General features: G+C 44.1%; 20 protein-coding genes. 10 read left to right on the top strand and 10 right to left on the bottom strand.

The window, feature by feature from the left end; genetic code table 11:
* Position 1: 1 nt before the first annotated feature.
* Both ACQP6D_RS01460 and ACQP6D_RS01465 read right to left on the bottom strand, forming a co-directional pair.
* Positions 2 to 886: a DMT family transporter gene (locus ACQP6D_RS01460; protein ID WP_367428618.1), complete on the bottom strand. Its 885-nt coding sequence runs from the start codon at positions 884 to 886 to the stop codon at positions 2 to 4.
* A 50-nt stretch (positions 887 to 936) separates the two neighbouring features.
* Entirely contained in the window at positions 937 to 1,206 is a 270-nt protein-coding gene (locus tag ACQP6D_RS01465; RefSeq protein ID WP_267408021.1) for a DUF1289 domain-containing protein, read from the bottom strand.
* Between the two features lie 232 nt (positions 1,207 to 1,438).
* Here ACQP6D_RS01465 and typA point away from each other — a divergent pair, with 232 nt between their 5' ends.
* From typA to mfd, 3 genes are all read left to right on the top strand, one after another.
* The gene (typA, locus tag ACQP6D_RS01470; protein WP_100152485.1) at positions 1,439 to 3,253 is read left to right on the top strand and encodes a translational GTPase TypA; all 1,815 of its coding nucleotides are present in this window, start codon (positions 1,439 to 1,441) and stop codon (positions 3,251 to 3,253) included.
* A 366-nt stretch (positions 3,254 to 3,619) separates the two neighbouring features.
* Positions 3,620 to 4,108 carry a DUF456 domain-containing protein gene (locus tag ACQP6D_RS01475; RefSeq protein ID WP_367488561.1) on the top strand — a complete coding sequence of 163 codons (489 nt, stop codon included), beginning with the start codon at positions 3,620 to 3,622 and terminating at the stop codon, positions 4,106 to 4,108.
* Between the two features lie 190 nt (positions 4,109 to 4,298).
* Complete coding sequence (mfd, locus tag ACQP6D_RS01480; protein ID WP_427857262.1) at positions 4,299 to 7,709, top strand: transcription-repair coupling factor; 3,411 nt, start codon at positions 4,299 to 4,301, stop codon at positions 7,707 to 7,709.
* A gap of 110 nt (positions 7,710 to 7,819) precedes the next feature.
* On the opposite strand, the gene ACQP6D_RS01485 is transcribed toward mfd, so the two are convergent.
* From ACQP6D_RS01485 to glyQ, 6 genes are all read right to left on the bottom strand, one after another.
* Complete coding sequence (locus tag ACQP6D_RS01485) at positions 7,820 to 8,518, bottom strand: M48 family metallopeptidase (protein ID WP_370386350.1); 699 nt, start codon at positions 8,516 to 8,518, stop codon at positions 7,820 to 7,822.
* Between the two features lie 249 nt (positions 8,519 to 8,767).
* The gene (locus tag ACQP6D_RS01490; RefSeq protein WP_267390222.1) at positions 8,768 to 9,529 is read right to left on the bottom strand and encodes a lysophospholipid acyltransferase family protein; all 762 of its coding nucleotides are present in this window, start codon (positions 9,527 to 9,529) and stop codon (positions 8,768 to 8,770) included.
* A gap of 6 nt (positions 9,530 to 9,535) precedes the next feature.
* Positions 9,536 to 10,111 (bottom strand): D-glycero-beta-D-manno-heptose 1,7-bisphosphate 7-phosphatase, encoded by a 576-nt coding sequence (gene gmhB / locus ACQP6D_RS01495; RefSeq protein WP_100140101.1) that lies wholly within the window; start codon positions 10,109 to 10,111, stop codon positions 9,536 to 9,538.
* Between the two features lie 8 nt (positions 10,112 to 10,119).
* Positions 10,120 to 10,569, bottom strand: coding sequence for a cell surface protein (locus ACQP6D_RS01500; protein WP_257377999.1), 450 nt, complete (start codon positions 10,567 to 10,569; stop codon positions 10,120 to 10,122).
* Between the two features lie 41 nt (positions 10,570 to 10,610).
* Positions 10,611 to 12,674, bottom strand: a complete 2,064-nt coding sequence (glyS, locus tag ACQP6D_RS01505; RefSeq protein WP_427857263.1) for a glycine--tRNA ligase subunit beta — start codon at positions 12,672 to 12,674, stop codon at positions 10,611 to 10,613.
* Between the two features lie 22 nt (positions 12,675 to 12,696).
* A complete protein-coding gene (gene glyQ / locus ACQP6D_RS01510; RefSeq protein WP_427857264.1) occupies positions 12,697 to 13,614 on the bottom strand; it encodes a glycine--tRNA ligase subunit alpha in 918 nt (305 codons plus the stop codon).
* A gap of 179 nt (positions 13,615 to 13,793) precedes the next feature.
* Between glyQ and trhA the strand changes: the two genes are divergently transcribed.
* The 5 genes from trhA to ACQP6D_RS01535 all read left to right on the top strand — a co-directional run bounded on the left by trhA (position 13,794) and on the right by ACQP6D_RS01535 (position 16,753).
* The gene (trhA, locus tag ACQP6D_RS01515; RefSeq protein WP_100140098.1) at positions 13,794 to 14,417 is read left to right on the top strand and encodes a PAQR family membrane homeostasis protein TrhA; all 624 of its coding nucleotides are present in this window, start codon (positions 13,794 to 13,796) and stop codon (positions 14,415 to 14,417) included.
* A gap of 77 nt (positions 14,418 to 14,494) precedes the next feature.
* Positions 14,495 to 15,361, top strand: coding sequence for a MetQ/NlpA family ABC transporter substrate-binding protein (locus ACQP6D_RS01520; protein WP_370387977.1), 867 nt, complete (start codon positions 14,495 to 14,497; stop codon positions 15,359 to 15,361).
* 78 nt (positions 15,362 to 15,439) lie between these two features.
* On the top strand, positions 15,440 to 15,754 hold the full coding sequence (locus ACQP6D_RS01525; RefSeq protein ID WP_370387262.1) for a DUF2288 domain-containing protein: 315 nt from the start codon (positions 15,440 to 15,442) through the stop codon (positions 15,752 to 15,754).
* Positions 15,755 to 15,819: 65 nt separating this feature from the next.
* Entirely contained in the window at positions 15,820 to 16,224 is a 405-nt protein-coding gene (locus tag ACQP6D_RS01530) for a type IV pilin protein (protein ID WP_100140096.1), read from the top strand.
* Between the two features lie 100 nt (positions 16,225 to 16,324).
* A complete protein-coding gene (locus ACQP6D_RS01535) occupies positions 16,325 to 16,753 on the top strand; it encodes a hypothetical protein (RefSeq protein WP_367578061.1) in 429 nt (142 codons plus the stop codon).
* Between the two features lie 91 nt (positions 16,754 to 16,844).
* On the opposite strand, the gene ACQP6D_RS01540 is transcribed toward ACQP6D_RS01535, so the two are convergent.
* Positions 16,845 to 17,660, bottom strand: a complete 816-nt coding sequence (locus ACQP6D_RS01540; RefSeq protein ID WP_367488588.1) for an META domain-containing protein — start codon at positions 17,658 to 17,660, stop codon at positions 16,845 to 16,847.
* Between the two features lie 132 nt (positions 17,661 to 17,792).
* Here ACQP6D_RS01540 and ACQP6D_RS01545 point away from each other — a divergent pair, with 132 nt between their 5' ends.
* Positions 17,793 to 18,608, top strand: coding sequence for a competence/damage-inducible protein A (locus ACQP6D_RS01545; protein ID WP_370389000.1), 816 nt, complete (start codon positions 17,793 to 17,795; stop codon positions 18,606 to 18,608).
* 314 nt (positions 18,609 to 18,922) lie between these two features.
* On the top strand, positions 18,923 to 20,026 hold the full coding sequence (gene serC / locus ACQP6D_RS01550) for a 3-phosphoserine/phosphohydroxythreonine transaminase (protein ID WP_100140091.1): 1,104 nt from the start codon (positions 18,923 to 18,925) through the stop codon (positions 20,024 to 20,026).
* A gap of 456 nt (positions 20,027 to 20,482) precedes the next feature.
* Here serC and nadC read toward each other — a convergent pair whose 3' ends face one another.
* Positions 20,483 to 21,331, bottom strand: a complete 849-nt coding sequence (gene nadC, locus ACQP6D_RS01555; RefSeq protein ID WP_370388999.1) for a carboxylating nicotinate-nucleotide diphosphorylase — start codon at positions 21,329 to 21,331, stop codon at positions 20,483 to 20,485.
* Between the last annotated feature and the right edge of the window lie 99 nt (positions 21,332 to 21,430).

Raw genomic sequence — 21,430 nt, forward strand, 5'->3', positions numbered from 1 at the left:
TTTACATACCTGGCAAAATCGAATGAAGACTGCTGCCGTAAAACAGAAACCAGATAGCAGCTATGGCCAGCACAATACCCGCTAGATTCATGCCATTAATTTTTTCTTTAAATATCAAAGCACCAATTACCGTAGCTAGCGTAATCACACCTAGATTCATACCAGCAAATACCAGTGACGGGTTCTGCTGAAACTGCTGATGAGCACGAATATAAAACAAAATATTAGCAAAATTCAGACAGCCCAGTAGTAAACCGGCCAGAATACTGGCTGCATTCCAGACCGTTCGGCGTAAAAGCAAATAGCCTATAATCAGCACAGCAGCCAAAATAAATGCTATCAGCAAAGTCGGGGCAAAAGCTGTGCCGCTTTTAGCCATCTGCTTAAATAAAATATCCGTAGTGCCATAACACAGCCACACCCCAAAAAGACAGCCTGCGGTACTGAAAAACCCACCCTTTTGCTTACTTTTAGTCGATTTTTCGCGATAAAGTAACGCCAGCAAAGCCATCAGAGCTAGTGCAATCCCAATTATTTTATTATTACTCAGGCTTTCACCAAACCATATAAAAGCCGCCAGTATAGGTAAAAATAACGAAAGGCGCTGTGCAGCATCTGTTTTAACCATACCGGCCTGCTCAATGGCTTTGCCCAACACAATAAAGCCTAGTGGCAGCCCGATACCCAGTGCAAGAAAAATTATCCAGTGGTGAGCATAAACTTGCCAGTCTGATAACTGTGGATGCAGAAACAACCAACTGCATAGAGCGGCAACTGGATAACCCACCGCTACCGCCTGAGCAATAACCACTCCATTTCTACGTGCTACTTTCAGCAATACGGATACAGCCACACTACATAAGATACTGATAATCAGAAAATGCATTTTTTCCCCTAAAACAAAATTTAGCGCAGATTAACAGCTTATTCAGAAATTTAAAAATCAAAATCCGCCTGTATCCATAATTTTTCTATTAAACTGTCCTTGTCTTCACCAACTTGTTGTGACTGCTGCAACAGTTGTTCAAGCTTACGCCGGCGCAATTGACATAAACGCAGTACTTGCTGCTTCTGCCTATCAGAAAATTTTAACCAATACAGACGCTCATCCCTACTGCGCAGGCAACCTTTGCAATAGCCTTTTTGATTACTTTCACATACACCGCGACAGGGGCTCGGAATAACAAAAAATTCCAACTGTTCCATTACGCAGATTCCTATATATAAAACAATACAGCATTCGTAGATAACCTCTTTAGCCGACAAAGCACAATAGACGCTTCATGGCTATAACCTAACAGCAGTCGAAACAAATCCGCGCGATTAAGATTAGCAGACAGCCTGATTTTGCTAAAAATTCCACGAAAAGCAGAGTAAATGTTATAATTCAAGGTTAATTTACCTCTGAATAGCAAATACAACTAGGTTACACACCCCCATGAGTAAAAAAATTCGCAATATTGCCATTATCGCACACGTCGACCACGGCAAAACCACACTGGTAGACCAGCTACTACGCCAGTCTGGTACATTTCGTGCCAACCAGCAAGTAGACGAACGGGTAATGGACAGCAACGATCTAGAAAAAGAGCGTGGCATTACCATTCTGGCTAAAAATACTGCCATCGAATATGAAGGCTATCACATTAATATCGTCGATACCCCGGGACACGCTGATTTCGGCGGCGAAGTAGAACGCGTACTGGGCATGGTAGACTGCGTACTACTACTGGTCGATGCACAGGAAGGCCCGATGCCGCAAACCCGCTTTGTCACCAAAAAAGCACTGGCACTGGGATTAAAACCAATTGTGGTTATCAACAAAATTGATAAGCCTAGTGCACGTCCAAACTGGGTAATCGACCAGACATTCGAACTTTTTGACAAACTGGGTGCCACAGACGAACAGCTCGACTTTCCCATTGTTTATGCTTCCGGTTTGACCGGCTTTGCTAAACTGAATGAAGAGGACGAATCCAACGACATGCGTCCGCTGTTTGAGACCATTCTCAAATATACACCTGAACCGGCCGGCGATGCCGACCAACCTTTGCAATTGCAGATTTCCCAGCTGGATTATGACAATTACACCGGCCGTCTCGGTATTGGCCGTATTCTGAACGGACGCATAAAACCGGGCCAGGTAGTGGCTATTATGAATGAAGACCAGCAGATTGGTCAGGGAAGAATCAATCAGCTACTTGGCTTTAAAGGTCTAGAGCGCATTCCACTACAGGAAGCAGAAGCTGGTGATATCGTCACCATTTCCGGACTAGAAGATATTGGTATCGGCGTCACCATTGCAGATCGCGAACAACCACAAGGCTTACCAATGCTCAGCGTGGACGAACCTACTCTTACCATGGACTTTATGGTAAATACCAGCCCTCTGGCCGGTACAGAAGGCAAATTCGTTACCAGCCGTCAGATTCGCGAACGTTTGCAGAAAGAACTGCTGACTAACGTTGCTCTGCGGGTGGAAGACACCGCCGACGCCGATGTTTTCCGCGTTTCCGGCCGTGGCGAACTGCATCTAACCATTCTGATTGAAAACATGCGCCGCGAAGGTTATGAGCTAGCCGTGGGCAAACCACGCGTAGTATTCCGCGAAATCGACGGCGTAAAATGCGAACCCTACGAAAATCTGACTGTCGATGTAGAAGACAACACCCAGGGCGCTGTCATGGAAGAGTTGGGTCGCCGCCGTGGTGAACTTACCAATATGGAAAGTGATGGTAAAGGACGCACTCGCCTAGAATACCGTATTCCAGCCCGCGGCCTGATTGGTTTTCAGGGCGAATTCATGACCATGACTCGTGGTCAGGGACTGATGAGCCATGTATTTGATAACTACGCACCGGTGAAGGCAGAAATTCCCGGCCGTCGTAATGGCGTACTGGTTTCACAAGAACAAGGTGACGCTGTTGCCTATGCACTGTGGAATCTTGAAGACCGCGGCCGCATGTTTATCAATCCGGGCGAGAAAATTTACGAAGGTATGATTATTGGCATCCATAGCCGTGACAACGATCTAGTAGTCAACCCTCTGAAAGGCAAAAAACTGACCAATGTCCGTGCCTCCGGAACCGATGAAGCTGTGCGCCTTACTCCGCCCGTTTTAATGTCTTTGGAAGCAGCTGTAGAATTCATTGATGATGATGAACTTGTAGAAATCACTCCTCAGACCATTCGCCTGCGTAAACGTTATCTAAGCGAGCAGGAACGGCGCAAACACTTTAAAAAACTGGATTGATTCCGACCTTTACAGCACAACAGGCAGCCACCAACTGGCTGCCTGTTTCAGCATTTACATAATAAAAATACGTTCGCATACCATTATTTGGTATTCACCATCGTCTCTGATTGCTGATCACAGCCTCAACAGCAAAATAAGTTTAAGAAGAGAATCAAGCAGTTTTCAAATATGCATACTTTACCAACGGTCACAGTATCCGGAAAAGACACCAATATACAAATACCATTTCCAACTGCTACAATTATTGGTTAGTCCTAACCGATTACATAACTTTTACCTTCACAACATAATTTACTCTTGAGTGTGACAGCAGCATCCCCAATCTAAAATTATTATTCCTTTTTTCGCGAGGACTTATCTGCCATGACCTCAGTTTTGGTGATATTGGCTATTGTTTTATTATTTATCGGGCTGTTAGGTACATTTATGCCCGCCCTACCCGGATTGCCACTTATGTTTGGCGGCGCATGGCTATTGGCTCTAAGCAGCGATTATCAGATTATGGGTACAGGCACACTGATTACGTTGGCAATTCTCACCGCCTTAGGCTGTGGTATGGATTACATGGCTGGCGTACTTGGAGCCAAGCATAGTGGTGCAAGCAGAAAAGCCATCTGGGGGGCTTTTATCGGCGCCATTATCGGTATGTTCTTTGCCCTTCCAGGTATGATATTAGGCCCGTTAATCGGAGCAGCGACCGGTGAATTCATTGCCAGACGTAATTTAGTGGCCGCTGGAAAAGTAGGATTCGCTACCCTAATTGGCCTAGTTCTCGGCGTTGTTGCCAAAATCGGCTGCGCATTTGCCATTCTGATTACCATCGCCGTGATGTATCTGTATCATTTATATTAACTGAATATTTAACTAACCACCAAGAGCAAAGGCTACTGTATTTGTAATAGAATACATAGCCTTTACTTTTTAAAATTTTATCCATTCTCACGTATGCGGCAATGATTGCCGGTCGGCGCAGGCTTGTCTTATCATAGCTTGCCCATAACTAGTGAAAATCTAATTAATTATTTCCTATAAAACAGAAACTATGTCCGCTGTTGCCCCTTTTGTGTTACCCAAAAGCAGTCAGACCGTACACTGGCCAGTTTTAAATGCTGGTAGTCTGCCATTTCTTCTCAGCAAGCATTTGCCTGAAAAAAAACTAAAAATTGTTCTCACAGCGGATGCAGAGCAGGCTATCCGTATTCAGACGGCATGGCAGTTTTTTGACCCAGCTGCGCGTATTGTATTTTTTCCTGACTGGGAAACCTTACCATATGAACATTTTTCTCCCCATCAGGAGCTGGTATCCGAACGCCTTAGCACATTATGGCAATTAAAAAACGGACTGGTTGATGTTTTACTGTTGCCGCTAGCCACAGCAATGCAAAAAATCGCCCCGCCTTCATTTTTGCTTGGCCGTACATTCTGGCTCAAGACCGGCCAGCAATTGGACACTGATGCACTCAAACACAGCCTGATAGAAGCAGGCTACAACCATGTTACCCATGTAGTAGCCACCGGTGAATTTGCCACCCGTGGTGGGATACTGGATATATTCCCGATGGGTAGTGACACTCCATTCCGTCTCGATTTATTTGATAATGAAATCGACACCATTAAAACATTCGACGCCGATACTCAGCGCACCCTGAACAGTGTTGAAGAAATCCGCCTGCTGCCTGCACATGAATTCCCCACCGACAGCGATGCCCAAAAAATTTTTCGTAGCCGTTTTCGTGAAGAAATCAGCAATGATCCCCGTAAAGCAACAGTCTATGCAGCTGTATCCGAAGGCCACTTCGGTGCCGGAGTGGAATATTATCTGCCTCTGTTCTTTGAAGAAGAATGCGTCAGCATTTTTGACTACATCAATCAGGATGCTATTCTGGTCAGTCTAGGAGATATACACAACGAAGCGGCACGTATCTGGCAGGATGTTAAACAGCGCTATACCATGGCACAAGGCGACCCAGCCTATCCACCGCTGGCTCCGCATTATTTATATATGAGTGAAGATCAGATTGGGGCACGCATCAAAGCATATGCACGTGTGGTACCGGAGCTAAGCAACCATAATAGCTACACCTTGCCTGATGTTGCCGTCGATAGGCAGTCTGACGATCCTCTGCACTCTCTTAAAGCTTTTTTGCAGCAGTGGTCTGGTAAAGTATTAATCTGTGCTGAAAGCCTTGGCCGACGTGAAACCATGCTTAATTTCATGCGTGAGTATCAATTGCAGCCACATATCGTCAGTGGCTGGGCAGATTTTCTTCAAGCCAAGGCTGAGTTGTGTTTGACCATTGCACCATTAAGCTATGGCTGCCTGTTGGCCGAACAAAGGTTGGCCATCATCACCGAAGCCGACTTATATCAATACGTCGTACGTGGTCGCCGCACCCGCCGCAAACACAGTGCCGTTTCCGACGGTATGCTGCGTGATCTGGCAGAAATCAAAATTGGCGACCCTGTTGTACACGAACAGCATGGCATTGGTCGCTATCAAGGTCTGGTAACACTTGATCTGGGTGAAGGTGCCAGTGAAATGATGCTGCTGGAGTATGCCGAAGGTTCACAGCTATACGTACCAGTCAGCCAGCTGCAATTGATTTCCCGCTATGCCGGTAGCGCACATGAAAATGTTAGCCTGCACAAGCTCGGACATGGTGCATGGGATAAGGCACGGCATAAAGCTGCTGAGAAAGCCAGAGATACCGCTGCCGAACTCTTAAACCTCTATGCACGGCGTGAAGCACAGCAAGGGCATCGCTTCAACCTAAACGAAATAGATTATCAGGCCTTCGCCAATGGCTTCGGCTATGAAGAAACTGAAGATCAGGCGGCCGCTATTGCCGCCACTCTTAAGGATTTATGCGCAGAAAAACCAATGGATCGGCTTATTTGCGGCGATGTAGGATTTGGTAAAACGGAAGTTGCCTTACGGGCAGCTTTTGTAGCCGCTATGGCTGGCAAACAAGTCGTGGTACTGGCTCCAACTACTCTGCTGGTTGAGCAGCATGCCCAGAATTTTGCCGACCGCTTTGCAGATTTTCCCATTAAAGTTGCTCAACTTTCACGTTTTAATACCAGCAAACAGACACAAGCCACGCTTGCTGGACTAGCAGATGGCACTGTTGACATTGTTATCGGCACACATAAACTGGTTCAGCCGGATGTCCATTTTAAAAATCTTGGTCTGGTCATCATCGATGAAGAACATCGATTTGGCGTTCGTCAGAAAGAACAACTAAAAAGCCTTCGCGCCAATGTTGACGTACTGACTCTTACCGCCACACCGATTCCACGCACCTTGAGCATGGCTTTAGAGGGTCTACGTGATTTTTCCCTGATAACCACCGCACCCAGCCGCCGTTTAGCCGTTAAAACCTTTGTCCGTCCCCTCAGCGATGGACTGATACGTGAGGCAGTAATGCGCGAACTGAAACGTGGTGGCCAAGTTTTTTTTCTGCACAATGAAGTAGACACCATCGCTAATGCTTATGAAAAACTAAGTAGTTTATTGCCAGAAGCACGCATTGGCATTGCACACGGACAGCTACGAGAGCGCGAGCTGGAACAAGTAATGCGTGACTTTCTACAACAGCGCTATAACGTACTGCTATGTTCAACCATTATCGAAACTGGCATAGACATCCCTAATGCCAATACCATTATCATTGAGCGTGCAGATAAATTCGGTCTGGCACAACTACATCAGCTGCGCGGCCGTGTAGGTCGTTCCCACCATCAGGCCTATGCTTATCTACTTGTGCCCGATGCCATGACCAAAGATGCTCAGAAACGACTGGAAGCAATTGAAATGGCCGATGATTTAGGCGCCGGTTTCACTCTAGCGATGCAAGACCTGGAAATTCGCGGTGCTGGTGAAATTCTCGGAGAAGGTCAGTCTGGTGAAATGATTCAAGTAGGTTTCACCCTCTACACTGAAATGTTAAAACAAGCGGTACGCAATTTGAAAAAAGGCCGCGAACCGGATTTAGATGCGCCACTAGGCATTACCAGCGACATTAAACTACACAGTCCAGCTTTGTTGCCAGAAAGCTACTGTCCAGACATCCATGCACGCCTCGTTTTGTACAAACGGCTGGCCAGCAGTGAAACCGAAGCTGAAATAGACCAGATTCACGAAGAATTAATTGACCGTTTTGGCTTGCTTGAACCGGCAGTATCCACACTGATCGCCAGTCACCATCTGCGCCTCGAAGCAGCAAATCTAGGTATAGATACCATAGATGCTAGCAGCGAAAGCATAACGTTCACATTTGGCAAGCATCACTGTATTAATCCGGCAACCATAGTTGCCATGATGCAAAATGATAAAAATTACCGCCTTGTCGGTGCAGACAAACTCAGAGTGAATATCGGCATAGAAGACGTGCAACAACGAGTGCAAATAATCAAGAATATTATGAAACAACTCGCAGTAGATGCCAGCTGAAACCGAATGTATTTATATCTGACACCAGCTTTTTAACACACTCATTGAGATTTACTTGTATATCATTCAGCGCAATTACAGCTTACTACAATTGCGCTGTTTGCCGATTTTTAGCGCACATTATCCAGTGCAAACAACTCAGATCCATGCCGTTTCAACCATAAACGCGCATCATGCGTCTTTGATGTATATTTGGCCACCATTGCCCAAAAGTCCCTACCATGATTCGCATAGCGCAGATGACATAATTCATGAATACAAACATAATCAACCACAAACGCCGGAGCACCAATTAAACGCCAATTTAGACGGATACCGGTACGCCTGCGGCATACACCCCAAAAAGTACGTGCTTGAGTTAACGCCATGGAGGCGGGTTGTTGCTGCATCACGAGTGCCCAATACTGTAAACGCGATATTAGCTCAGTCTGAGCACACTGCCTTAGCCACGTTCGCAGTATATCAAGCGCGGATGCTTCAAATGTCTCTGGTAACAAAAAGCCCTGTTGCTGATACCATTGAACAGCCGAGAGCCCCTTAGCAAAGGTATAAGAGAAACGTTGCCCACGATACCAGATAGTGTTCGGTAACTCTGTTTTAATAGTTTTCGACTGCTGCCACAACCGCTTAAGCGCCGCTTCATTGGCACCAAACCATTGCTGCAATTGTTTCAGGGAGACAAAAGGCGGTATATTGACAGTTAATATAGAAGCCGAAGCGACGCGTACAATGATATTTTTCCGCGCCGTCCGCCGCAAGTGAAACTTGATAGCACAGCCATCTTGAGTAGTGTGAATAATCACCGACATATTTATGCTCTAGCAGAATTCTGATCGGCAAACGCGAATAAACGTAACAGATTTATCAATGTATGCACGACCTAGCCATCGCTTAATCAAAGCATTTATGAAAAATCAACTATCTCTTCTTTAAACAGCCATGTAGAAACTAGATTTTGATTACAGACAACTAAGCAACACTAAGTTAGCCAATTAAAAAACAATAAATCGTAATTAATGAATTGATTTTCAATCTATTATTTGGCCTCATTAAATTGATTAGTGAGGTAAGACGGGCGTGGGTACTTGAGGATTTTTCGGTGCAAAAGGTCCCACACCCTGAATTTCTATCTGTTTGTCTTCTATCCACTGCTCACAATGCTTAATTAGCTCTTCAGGATTATGTGCCTGTTCATAGTGTATTGGCGCACCAATCACTACGGTCACTTTACCTGGATACTTCAAAAAAGAGTCCTTAGGCCAGAATTCACCACTGTTTAAGGCTACTGGTATCAAATTAAGATGTAGTTCCTGAGCCATGCGCGCAGCGCCTTTTTTATAATGACCGCGATAGCCCGGTTTAATACGGGTACCCTCAGGAAAGATGCAAATCCACATGCCTTTCTGATGGCATATTTTGCCCTGACTGATTATCTGCGCATTTGCTGCTTTGGGATTATTACGGTCTATCCCGATAGTACCACGCCATTTCAACGCCCAGCCAAATACCGGAATCCGAAAAAGCTCACGTTTTGCCACAAAAGCCAGATCTGGGAAAAAATACAACATAGCCAGCGTTTCCCAGCCCGATTGATGTTTACAACATACAATACCCGGCTCCTGCGGAATATTTTCCCGGCCAATTACTTCATATTTAAGGCCAATAATATGTTCCAGCATCCAGAACAGGGTTTTACCCCATGCAGTTGTCGTCCATGTCACGCCTTTAGGGACAAGCATGGAAACAATCACCACCATCAGCCAAACTAGCGAGAATATACACAAACAAAACCAGTAAATTAAATTACGTAACAACAGCATGTTAAATTATTCCTCGGCTGATTTTTCAGCCTGTGTACGACAGAATTTAGCAAAATCAAGCAAATCGTCATACACCTGCGTATCTTCAGGCAAAGTTTCCATTTTTAGCGTTTCTTTGCCTTTCCCCGTTAATACCAGTATTGGATGGCCTCCGATGGCTGCTATTGCTTCCATATCACGAATACCATCACCGACCAGCCATGTATCCTCTGCTCTCATATGTAGCCGGTCGAGTATATCCAGCAATAAACCCGGCTGAGGTTTGCGGCAATGGCATTTTGCATTGCTGGTGTGCGGACAAAACCACACACCGCTCAGTCGACCACCAGCTTTCTGAATATAATTGTGCATTTTCCCATGCACTTCATTCAGTTGTTCCATCGTGACTTGATTGCGCCCGATACCCGACATATTTTCTGCTACCACTACCGTGTATCCGCTTTGAGTTAGAAAGGCCACCGCATCCATGCTGCCTGGCAGAGGATGCCATTGATCTGGATCACTAATAGGCTGCGGCTGCATTGCATTGAGCACCCCATCTCGATCAAGAATAATTAGTTTGCCTTTTCCACTCAATATCATAAATATCCTTACTGTGCAGGTTTCAGACTTTGCCTCCACTGCATCAGGGCACTATCAAATACCCCGTCCAGTAAAGCCTGATTTTCATCGGAAATTTCAACATGATAAAAGCTTTCCAGCGCCGGCGTATTTAGTGTTTGGACATAATCTTCCATAAAACGACCATACCCCTCCTCTTCATCATCGTAGTAATACAGAGAAAAGCGGCATCCTTCTTCGTTAAAATCACTGTCTTCCAGACAGCCAGCCATATTATTTAGTACAAATTCAGCACCACTTATCGCCTGTGCCTTTAAAGCGCCCATGTCTTCTTCTGCTGCTTCATCCCATTCTGGATTGTACAGACCACGCCGCACAATCCAAGACCAATAATATCCCATGTGTGTGGCCGCATTGGCCAGAGCCAATGCCGGCGGATAATCTTCTTCAGTATGAAACACCACATTATCTAATATCATAATTCAGCTTTCATCTATTAAGGGAACGGGTTAAGGCAGTACTACTCATTCAAAAGAGCAATATCAGCCACAGCATTCATCTGGTGAGACAAAAACAGTAATAAAGCCAGACGATTATTTCTGATGGCCTCATTTTCATCCATTACCATTACATTAGTAAAGAATACATCCACCTTTTTTTTAATTCCGGTGAGTTCGGACAATGCCTGAATAAAGTCTTGTTTTCTCATAGCTGCCTGAATGCGCACAGCGACTTCTTCAGTAGCATGGTATAGATTCAGTTCATCCTGTTCTTGCAATTTTGAAGAATCAACAGCTGGCAAAGCTGATACGTCCGTTTTTTTCAGCAGATTATGTACACGTTTATTCGCAGCGATCAGCGCTGTTGCTTCCTCAAGCTGCTTAAACTGGGTAACAGCGGCTAAACGCGCATCTAATTCACCCAAATCATCCACTTGCCCTGCAAGTACCGCGGCAACCACATCCTGCTCATAATTATTCTGCAACAGAATATCCAGTCGAGCCTGCATAAATCCGGCCACTTCAGCTACAGTATTTTCCGCTAGTTTACCGGCAGGGAAAGTAGCAAACGCGGCCTGTAGTAATGGCTGCAGCGCCAAATGATGCTGCATGAGCATGCGCAAAATACCCAGAGCACTACGACGCAAGGCATATGGGTCTTTATCACCAGTAGGAACAAGGCCGATACCCCAAATACCTATCAAGGTTTCAAGTTTGTCAGCCAGTGCCACTACCGTTCCCAACACATTATCCGGCAAGACATCATTAGCAAAGCGTGGCCAGTAATGTTGTTCTATCGCGACAGCAACATTTGGATTCTCACCATCATGCAGCGCATAATATTTGCCCATTGTGCCTTGTAATTCAGGGAACTCTCCTACCATATCAGTCAGTAGATCAGCTTTAGCCAGTTCTGCAGCACGTGCAGCCAGATTAACATCTGCATTTAACAACGGAGCAATTGTTTTAGCTAGACGGATAATTCGCTGAACTCTTTCAGCCTGACTACCCAGCTTATTGTGATAAACCACATTTTGTAAACGAGGTAGACGGCTGGCCAACGTAAATTTCTGATCCTGACGGTAAAAGAATTCTGCATCGGCTAGACGAGCACGCAATACCCGTTCATTACCATGAATAATGTGAACTGGATTTTCAGTCTGTAAATTAGACACTAGCAAGAAGCGGTTAATCAGCTTACCGTCACCGCTCAGTAGTGGAAAATATTTTTGATTCTGCTGCATGGTCAGAATCAGGCACTCTTGTGGTACCTGTAAAAAACGCTCATCGAAACTTGCCTGTAGTACCACCGGCCATTCTACCAGCGCGGTTACCTCATCCAACAGTCCATCTGCATAAGCCACATGCGCATGCAGCGATTCGGCCGCAGTGCTTAAATCTTGCTCAATACGAGCACGACGTTCAGCAAAACTAACTACTACTTTACCTTGTTCCAGCATTTGCTGTGCATAATCTTCAGCATGCTGAATAATAATTCTGCCTTCGCTCAGGAAGCGATGACCTAAAGTCCAATTTTGGCTACTCAGACCCAATACACTACCAGCAACGATTTCACTGCCATGCAACATAATCAGTCCGTGCACCGGCCGTACAAAAGTAAACGTACTACTGCCCCAGTGCATAACCTTGGGAATAGGCAATTTTTTAATAGCCTGATTAAGAATTTCGCTTAAGAGAGCACTCAATGGCTGGCCTGCCTGCGTATATTCATACGCATACACCATCTGTTTGCCATCATTTATCTGTGTAAGTTGACTAATTTCAATCTGATTGCTGCGTGCAAATCCCTGCAAGGCTTTAGTGGGTTCACCATCTTTCATACCGGCTGCCACACTAGGACCTTTTTTGATAATACGTTGGTCTGCCTGTACTGCTTTTACATTCTGAACCAGTACACCTAAACGTCTTGGCGCAGCAAAGACCTGATAATCAGCCACACCATCTATGAGCTGTGCTTTTTCCAGTCCATCCACAACACCGGCAGCAAGACTCTCGCCCAAATTATTCAGCGCCTTAGGTGGCAGTTCTTCAGTACGCAGTTCAATTAATAAAGGAGCATTCATGCAAATAATACTTTCATTCGAATCAGGCTGTGTGGCCGGTAGATTTTTTGTTCAGTAGAGGGAAACCAAGTTTTTCACGGCTTTCCACATATTTATGCGCCACCGCACGACTTAATGCACGCACACGGCCAATATAGGTGGCACGTTCGGTCACCGAAATTGCACCACGCGCATCAAGCAGATTAAATGTGTGTCCTGCTTTCAGCACCAGTTCATAAGCAGGTAGTGCTAGACTAATATCTTCAACAGCCAACAGACGTTTGGCTTCAGCTTCATAATCATTAAACTGTGTCAGAAGCCAATCAGCATTACTGTATTCAAAGTTGTAGGTAGACTGTTCAACCTCATTCTGATGGTAGACATCACCGTAGGTCACAATCTGTCCGTCTAGCGTTTTCGCCCAGACCAGATCGTAAACATTGTCTACACCCTGTAAATACATTGCCAGCCGTTCAACACCATAAGTAATTTCACCGAGCACTGGCGAGCAATCCATGCCTCCCACTTGCTGAAAATAAGTGAACTGAGTGACTTCCATGCCGTTAAGCCAAACTTCCCAGCCTAATCCCCAGGCACCAAGCGTTGGATTTTCCCAGTCATCTTCCACAAAACGGATATCATGCTGACGTGGGTCTATTCCCAGCTCCTGCAAAGAAGCCAAATACAATTCCTGAATATTATCTGGAGCCGGCTTTAACGCTACTTGAAACTGATAATAATGCTGCAGACGATTAGGATTTTCACCATAGCGTCCGTCTTTAGGCCGGCGGGAGGGCTGGACATAGGCAGCAAACCACGGCTCAGGCCCCAGCGCGCGCAGACAGGTGGCCGGATGGCTGGTACCCGCACCTACTTCCATATCCAGCGGCTGCAATACCACGCAGCCACGACGGGCCCAGTAATTCTGTAATGTAAAAATTATTTCTTGGAAAGTCAGCATGAAAGGAAATTTCTGATAGTCTGCAAAATTATCTATTTTACTGTGCTTACTAGCAGTTGAACAGCCATCATTCAGTACCTAAACACTACCTCATTGCAAATAATAAACGAAAAAACACTTGCACCCTGACGCAGGTAGTGAAACGATAGACTCTTAATTAATAGCCAAGTTATTTCGAAATGTATTATGGCGAACGTTTTAACGCTTACTCTCACCTGACCGGCTTTATACTATCTATCATTGGAACGGTCTTTCTGCTAATAAAATCTGCACTGTATGGCGATGCTTATCGAATAGTCAGCTCGGCCATATATGGTGGTAGTCTGATATTTCTGTATGGTATCTCCACTTTGTATCATTCCATCCGCTCACATCACGCTAAAGCCGTACTACAAAAATTTGACCACTGCGCCATATATTTGCTGATTGCCGGTAGTTATACTCCTTTTACACTCACCACACTCAACGGCGGCTGGGGCTGGTCCCTATTTGGTATCTCATGGGGACTGGCAATATTTGGTATCATTCAAGAAGTGACTATCGGGCGTAAAAGTGAAACTCGTATTCTATCCTTGATACTATATTTATTGATGGGCTGGCTAATTATTGTTGCCATCTATCCACTGATACACCACATGTCCGCTCCCGGCCTCTTCTGGCTTATTAGCGGTGGATTGGCATACAGTATTGGCATATACTGGTTTATTAATGATGAAAAAATCCGCCACGGACATGGCATCTGGCATATTTTTGTGATGCTGGGCAGTCTAGCGCAATTTATTTGTGTCTATGCCTACATATGAGAACAAGAGTCAGATGCGTCTGATAAAAGACACTAAACAATCATTCTGCATACTAACGATTAAAAGAAAGACATTGTGTGAAAATAATTCTGAACACCCTCTTTGTTTGCCTGAGCCTCCTGTTCCTTTCAGCCTGTGGTGGCGAAAAAACTCAGCACTCCGCTGCTTCATCAGTTCAAACAAAAAAAGAAATTATCATCGGCACCACTGTAGGCGATTTTGCTGACATGGTGCGCGATCAGGTCAAGCCTGAACTGGAAAAACAAGGCTACCACGTTCAGCTATTGGAGTTTACGGATTATGTCCGTCCCAATCTTGCTCTGGCAGATAAATCTATCGACATCAATGTATTTCAGCATAAACCTTATCTAGATGATTTTGCCCAGTCTCGTCATCTGGCCATCATGCCCGTGTTTCAAGTTCCAACTGGTCCGCTCGGTATCTACAGCGGCAAACTACATGAGCTGAGTGCAGTCAAAAGTGGTTCTAGTGTCTCTGTTCCTAACGATCCTTCTAATCTTGCCCGCGCATTGGTGATGCTGGATAAGCTCGGCTGGATAAGTCTAAAAAACAATATTAACCCGTTGAAGGCCTCACTATCAGATATAGCCAGTAACAATAAACACATCAAGCTGGTGGCGCTGGAAGCAGCCCAATTACCTCGTTCTCGTCACGATGTGGATTTTGCGGTCATCAATGGCAATTTTGCCACGAGCTCAGGACTAAAGTTCACATCAGCATTATTCCTTGAACCTGGCTACACCTATGTCAACTGGGCAGCAATTCGCACGGCTGATAAAGATACCCAATGGGTAAAAGACATTACTGCTGCGTACAATTCAGCAGCGTTTAAACAATATGCGTTTAAACGCTTTGCCGGATATAAATATCCAGAATCATGGGGCATACAAAGCACTCCTCCTGCATCTACTGCGTTACAATAATTTTTGAAGTAGTTTTAACAGGCATTTTGTTACCGGTATCTATAACAAAATGCCTTTTTTAGCAAACATAAGATAAACATGAAATCAGATGATTTAAGTATGAATACTGAAGTACCATTGGAACATAAAATTAATATGGAGACTGCCCGTATCAGCTGGCACGAACTCCAACCCTATTTTGCCCGCGGCAACTGTATTTATATTGCACCTGAGCTGGATTTAGTTACCATTGCACATAAGATAGCAACAGACGACAGTGCTGCCATTGCACTTTTGATTCAGGAAGGTAAAATTAGCAAAGTCAGCGACATAATGGCACAGCAATTTTTTGATAATAATCAGTCGATGTGGGCTGTTGTGGTAAAACCTTATGTGCTGGTGCAGCCAGATTAAGCCCGTATCGAGAGCAGATAAATCATAAGCAATTAATCAGCATTCATAATAAGGAAGAGAATACAATGCATCGTCACCATTACGGTTTCACCATGATTGATATGATGATAACCATCGTTATTATTGCCATTCTGACTGCCATCAGCTATCCCACTTATCATAATTTTGTTCTTAAAGCCAGAGCAGAAAATGCACGCGCTGATATCTTATCCAATATAAACATGCTGGAAAGGTATTATTCCCAAAACAAAACATTTGTCGGCTACAACAAACTTGAGCAGAATCGAAGTAAAACTTTTTTTACTTTAACAGGTATATACAATCCTAGCAGCTATACACTAATTGCTACCCCAAAGGCAGCTAATAGTGGGGAAACAAAAAGTGTAGTCTATAGTAGTTTAAAGGGCATGCTGCTTTGTACTAACCAAAAAGATGATAATGGAAATTATACAGATTGCGATATTTTCTAGTTTTCAATAGTTAAATATTGATCTGAACCACTACATTTTTTTCCAAATCACAGTATTCATAGAAACGTTGAATCACTCAACTAAGAAAAAGAGAAAACACATGCAAATACTGAAATCAGTCCTCTTGATCACCACAATATTTACACTGGCCAATACTGCTCTAGCTGCAAGCCATCAGACTACAGACGAGAGTTATATTAATGATGATGCTGAAAGAATTATGAGCCAAATGTTGCATCAGCAACAACAGATTGAAAAAGAAATTGAGAACCTATCTGCCTCCATCCAACAAGATGAAAATCAGGTTAAACTGTTTAAGAATTGCAAACAACCTGAATGTCATCAATACAGTGAAACCACTTCTTTCCGTCTAGAACCGAACCATCAATTTACTTATCAAAATCAAGTCAGCAAAGATGGCCGCAGCAAATCCATTAGCCGCAGTGGCAGACTGATTCAAAATAAAAATAATCAGACACTGATACTTGATAATGCGGCAGGTCAGCCAGAAATCTACTTAAAACAATAAATTCAGTTCAATATCTTACGCACTGAAATACCAGCATAATAAAAGGCAATGAAATTTCATTGCCTTTTTCTGCTTCAATAACCCGTACTGCTTATTTACGTTGATGTTTATGTTTAGGTGTATTCACCGCTGAGCGCTCAATAATCTGATCCAATTTATAAACATATTGGCTTTCTGCAGAGGCATCGGCTGGTTTAATTTCATATACGTTCAAACGTAAAACTTGATTTTCGGACGGATTAAACTGCCAACCATCAATCGTACCAGCGAAATTACGCCATACACCATTTTTAACTTTGATACCCTGCTCGTTATAGGTCACTTCACGTACTTTCAGGCATTGAGCAGCACCCTGCGCTGTCTGACAAGCCTGAGTTTCTGGGCTAATTTCCCAAAATACCACTGTTGGTTGTCCATACTGTGCTGTTGCAGTAGGCACACCCCGCCACAGCAAATGCTCACCTCGCCGATTTTCAATCCATAGCTTTGGTTCAGCATTCTGACTATCTTCAGTATTCAATAAACCAGCATGTAACTTCTGGCCGTTCATAAACGATACAACTGCTGCATCCTGCGCCATGACATCGGGAGCACACGCTTTCATCGTACTTACCGGCGCCTGAATGTGCATATCTTCTCCGTTCAGTTGGTAAACCGAACTGATATTATTACAGCCACCAGAAACATTTAGCCGCTGACCGTTAAAATTCAGTTTCAGATTGGTATTGCCTGCAAGGCTAGCCAAAGGTCGGCCGTGCCGGTCTGTAGCTTCTGTCAGCTGCCAATCGTAAGCACTAAGTAGCTGCGCATTCGCCGCACGCATATTCACCTTACGGTCAGATGTGTGGGCACAGGCAGCAAGACTACCTGCAACCAGGGCAGTGATGGCCAATTTTTTGATACTCATAATCACATCCTTGCTAAAATAACACGACACCTGCACATTAAAATAAATTTGAGCATAAAACAATAGCCACGTTTTATATCATTGAAATATATAGCCATACTGCAACAACAAACACAACTCAGGAGAACCAGCATGCAAATCGGCATCATTATTATCGGCGATGAAATTCTGAATGGATCAAGACAAGACGGTCATTTTATATTTTTTAAACATTTATTTAAGCAACACGGCCTTCAAATGGCATGGGCACAGTATCTGCCCGATGACTGCGATACCATTACTCGCCAGTTGAAACAGTCTTTTGAAGAAAAACTACCCGTATTTGTAACCGGCGGTATTGGCGCAACGCCAGATGATCACACCCGCCAAGCTTGTGCGCTTGCTTTAAATCTACCCTTGCAGGCTCATCCTCAAGCACTGAAAAATATTGAAGCAATTTCAATCAGACAAGGCGACACACTTAATAGTCCATCTCATTTACAGCGTGCCAAAATGGCTGAATTCCCAAAAGGGGCAGCGCTTATTCCCAATCCGTTTAATAATATTGCCGGCTTTTCTATTAAAGAGCATTATTTTTTCCCCGGCTTTCCCAAAATGGCACACCCAATGGCTGAATGGGTGCTGAATACCTATTACAGCAAGAATTTTTTTCAGCATCAGATCATGGCTAAAGCCGCGCTGGTTGACGGTGTACCTGAATCCAGAATCGCCCCCTTGATGGAGCAGATTGAGCAAAAATGGCCAGGTATCAAAACGTTTAGCCTGCCAACTATTCGGGAAGATTTACCTAACGATGAACAAATCCATCAATATCGTTTGGAATTTGGTTTAAAAGCATGGGATAAAGACTGCGAAAATCTACCTCAAGCATGGCATGAAGCTCTACACAGCCTAAAGCAGCTTGGAGCCACCAAAATTACCTTACTGGAAAACAGCAGTGAGGGCTGAAATCAGATTCTCTATGCGATTAAACGGGTCTGACAACCAGATAAATCCGGTAATTTATAGAAAATTTACCTGAGCAAAAGCAAAATAAAAGGGTTTCAAACTAAATCTTTCTCGCTCACAGGCAGAAAAAACCATACTTTCGCTCCTTTACATGCAAAACGGTTTTGTATTTGCCTTTCAATTGGCAAACAACTAGAATTCCAGCAACTCAAAACTTCACCTGGTTTTGCGTTAAACCTCAACGCGGTATGCAGCATTTCCACGGGACGCAAAACCTCTATACATACAGCTTAGCAACAGGTTTTAAATTATTCATGACAACACTGCACAAATACAATTTTTCTGCCGGTCCGGCCATTCTACCTGAGGCCGTATTACAGACAGCTCAGGCTGAAATGCTGGATTACAATGGTACCGGCACTTCAGTCATGACCATGAGCCATCGCTCCGATGCTTTTCTCAGTATCCTGCATCATGCAGAACTGGATTTGCGTCAGTTGCTGCATATTCCAGATAATTACAAGGTTTTGTTTATGCAGGGCGGCGCCAGTGCTCAGTTCAATATGGTTGTCATGAATCTAGCCAATGGTTTTAAACGGGTAGACTCTGTTGTGAGTGGCAATTGGAGCCGTATTGCCCACAGCCAGATGGGTAAACTATCAGATGCTGAGATTCATCTTGCTGCCCATGGTGGTGATCTGTATAACTATACTGACGTTCCGGCACCAGAAACTTGGGACGTTGATCCGGATTCAGCTTTCGTTCACTACTGCATTAATGAAACCGTGCATGGCCTGCAGTATCGCAATATCCCCAAACCCGATGGACTACCACCAATTGTCTGTGACATGTCGAGTGAGATACTGTCACGGCCAATTAATGTTGCGGATTTCGGCTTAATCTATGCCGGTGCACAAAAAAATATCGGCCCTTCTGGTGCCACCATTGTGATTATCCGTGAAGATTTGCTTGAACGCTGCTCCGATCGCATACCGGACGTATGGAATTACCATAGCCATATTATCCGTCAAGGCATGTATAACACACCAGCCACCTATCCGATTTATATTTCTGGTTTGGTATTCCGCTGGCTACAAGCCAATGGTGGTGTGGAACAGATGCAGGCTATCAATACCATGAAAGCAGAAACCCTGTACTCCGCCATAGATAACAGTAATGGTTTTTATATCAATAATGTAAAAGAACATGCGCGTTCGTACATGAATGTTATTTTCCACACACCTGAAAAAGAGCTGGATAAACTATTTGTGCAACAAGCTAATGCGCATGGATTATGTACGTTACAGGGCTACAAATCCATGGGAGGCATGCGTGCCAGTATTTATAATGCTATGCCATTACAGGGTGTAGAAGCCTTAGTGAGCTTTATGCAAGAATTTCAACGCCGATACGGTTAATAGATTCTGTTTTGTATCAGTACGGTGCAGCCTTATTAGGCTGCACCTTTTTATATGAATCATTCTGTTTTCTATGCATGTGTAAAAAATTAAAACACTAATTTTTTATTACAGCCATATTTACAATTCAAACTGACACGCAATAAAACGATAGTATTCAGGATGCAGAAATATTTCACAGCCGCTACTTGCCTCGCTTTACTGAGCGTTATCATCAATAAAGTTAAAAGTGTTTTCAAACTCAAGCACTTCGGCTATTTCCTAAATTGAAAACGTTTGAAACCCACCTACTATGTTTTCCGGTTTCGTAACCTAATCCATTATTGTATTTTTGATATTTTCTATAACAAGCAGGCTTAAAATCAGCAATATAATGTTTTATATAAGCTTAGCAAAGTGGAAAATAGTAAATACAACAAGAATTTCATCTTTCTGGTCCAGGAAAGTTAATCGGGTTTACTGATAATCCAGACCAATATCAAGATAACGCGCGCTGTGCGTCAGATAGCCCATTGCCAGAAAATCAACACCGGTTTGTGCTGCAGCCAAAAGTGTATCTGGACGTAGATTGCCAGATGCCTCTGTTTGACATTGCCCTTTGCACCAGCTTACTGCTGTTCGCAATTCTTCCACTGACATATTATCCAGCAATACTAAATCAACACCTACATCCAGTACCCGACGCAACTGCGCTAGGGTATCTACTTCCACCTCTATAGCGATAAGATGTCCTGCATAAGCCTTTGCTTGCCGTAGGGTAAGGGCAATATCACCTCCGGCCAGAGCAATATGATTATCTTTAATCAGAATAGCATCGTCCAGTCCCATTCGATGATTACGTCCACCCCCCATTCGTACTGCATATTTCTGAATAGCGCGCAGGCCAGGCAAAGTTTTCCTGGTACAGGTGAGCAAGGCACCCGTAGGCGCAATCAGTGTCTGAAGTTCGTGTGTGGCAGTGGCAATACCGCTTAAATGAGTCAGAAAATTTAGGGCTGTACGCTCAGCAGCCAGAATAGCCCGAGCATTACCTGTAACCTGCGCCAGCACAGTATTTGCGGGAATGATATCACCATCATTTTGATATATTTTAAATTTTAGATTAGAGTCGATTAATGCAAAGCTTTGCCGCGCCAGTTCTAGCCCGCATACTACTCCTTCTGCCCGAGCCACGATGCTGAATTGTGCAAGGCTCTCGGCCGGTACAACTGCTCGGGAGGTAATGTCTCCGCGGCGCCCCAAATCTTCCACTAGTGCTGCCTGTACTAATGGACGCGTAATAATTTCAGGTAAATCATTCATCATGATTTTCTCATTTGTATTTATACTCGTTTAGAGTATATATGAGATAAGACTTTTACGAAAAGGAAAATTTAGACAGGTCTTGATTTAATTTTTGCTATA

The sequence above is a fragment of the Snodgrassella sp. CS2 genome (assembly GCF_050310315.1).
GTDB lineage: Bacteria > Pseudomonadota > Gammaproteobacteria > Burkholderiales > Neisseriaceae > Snodgrassella > Snodgrassella alvi_E.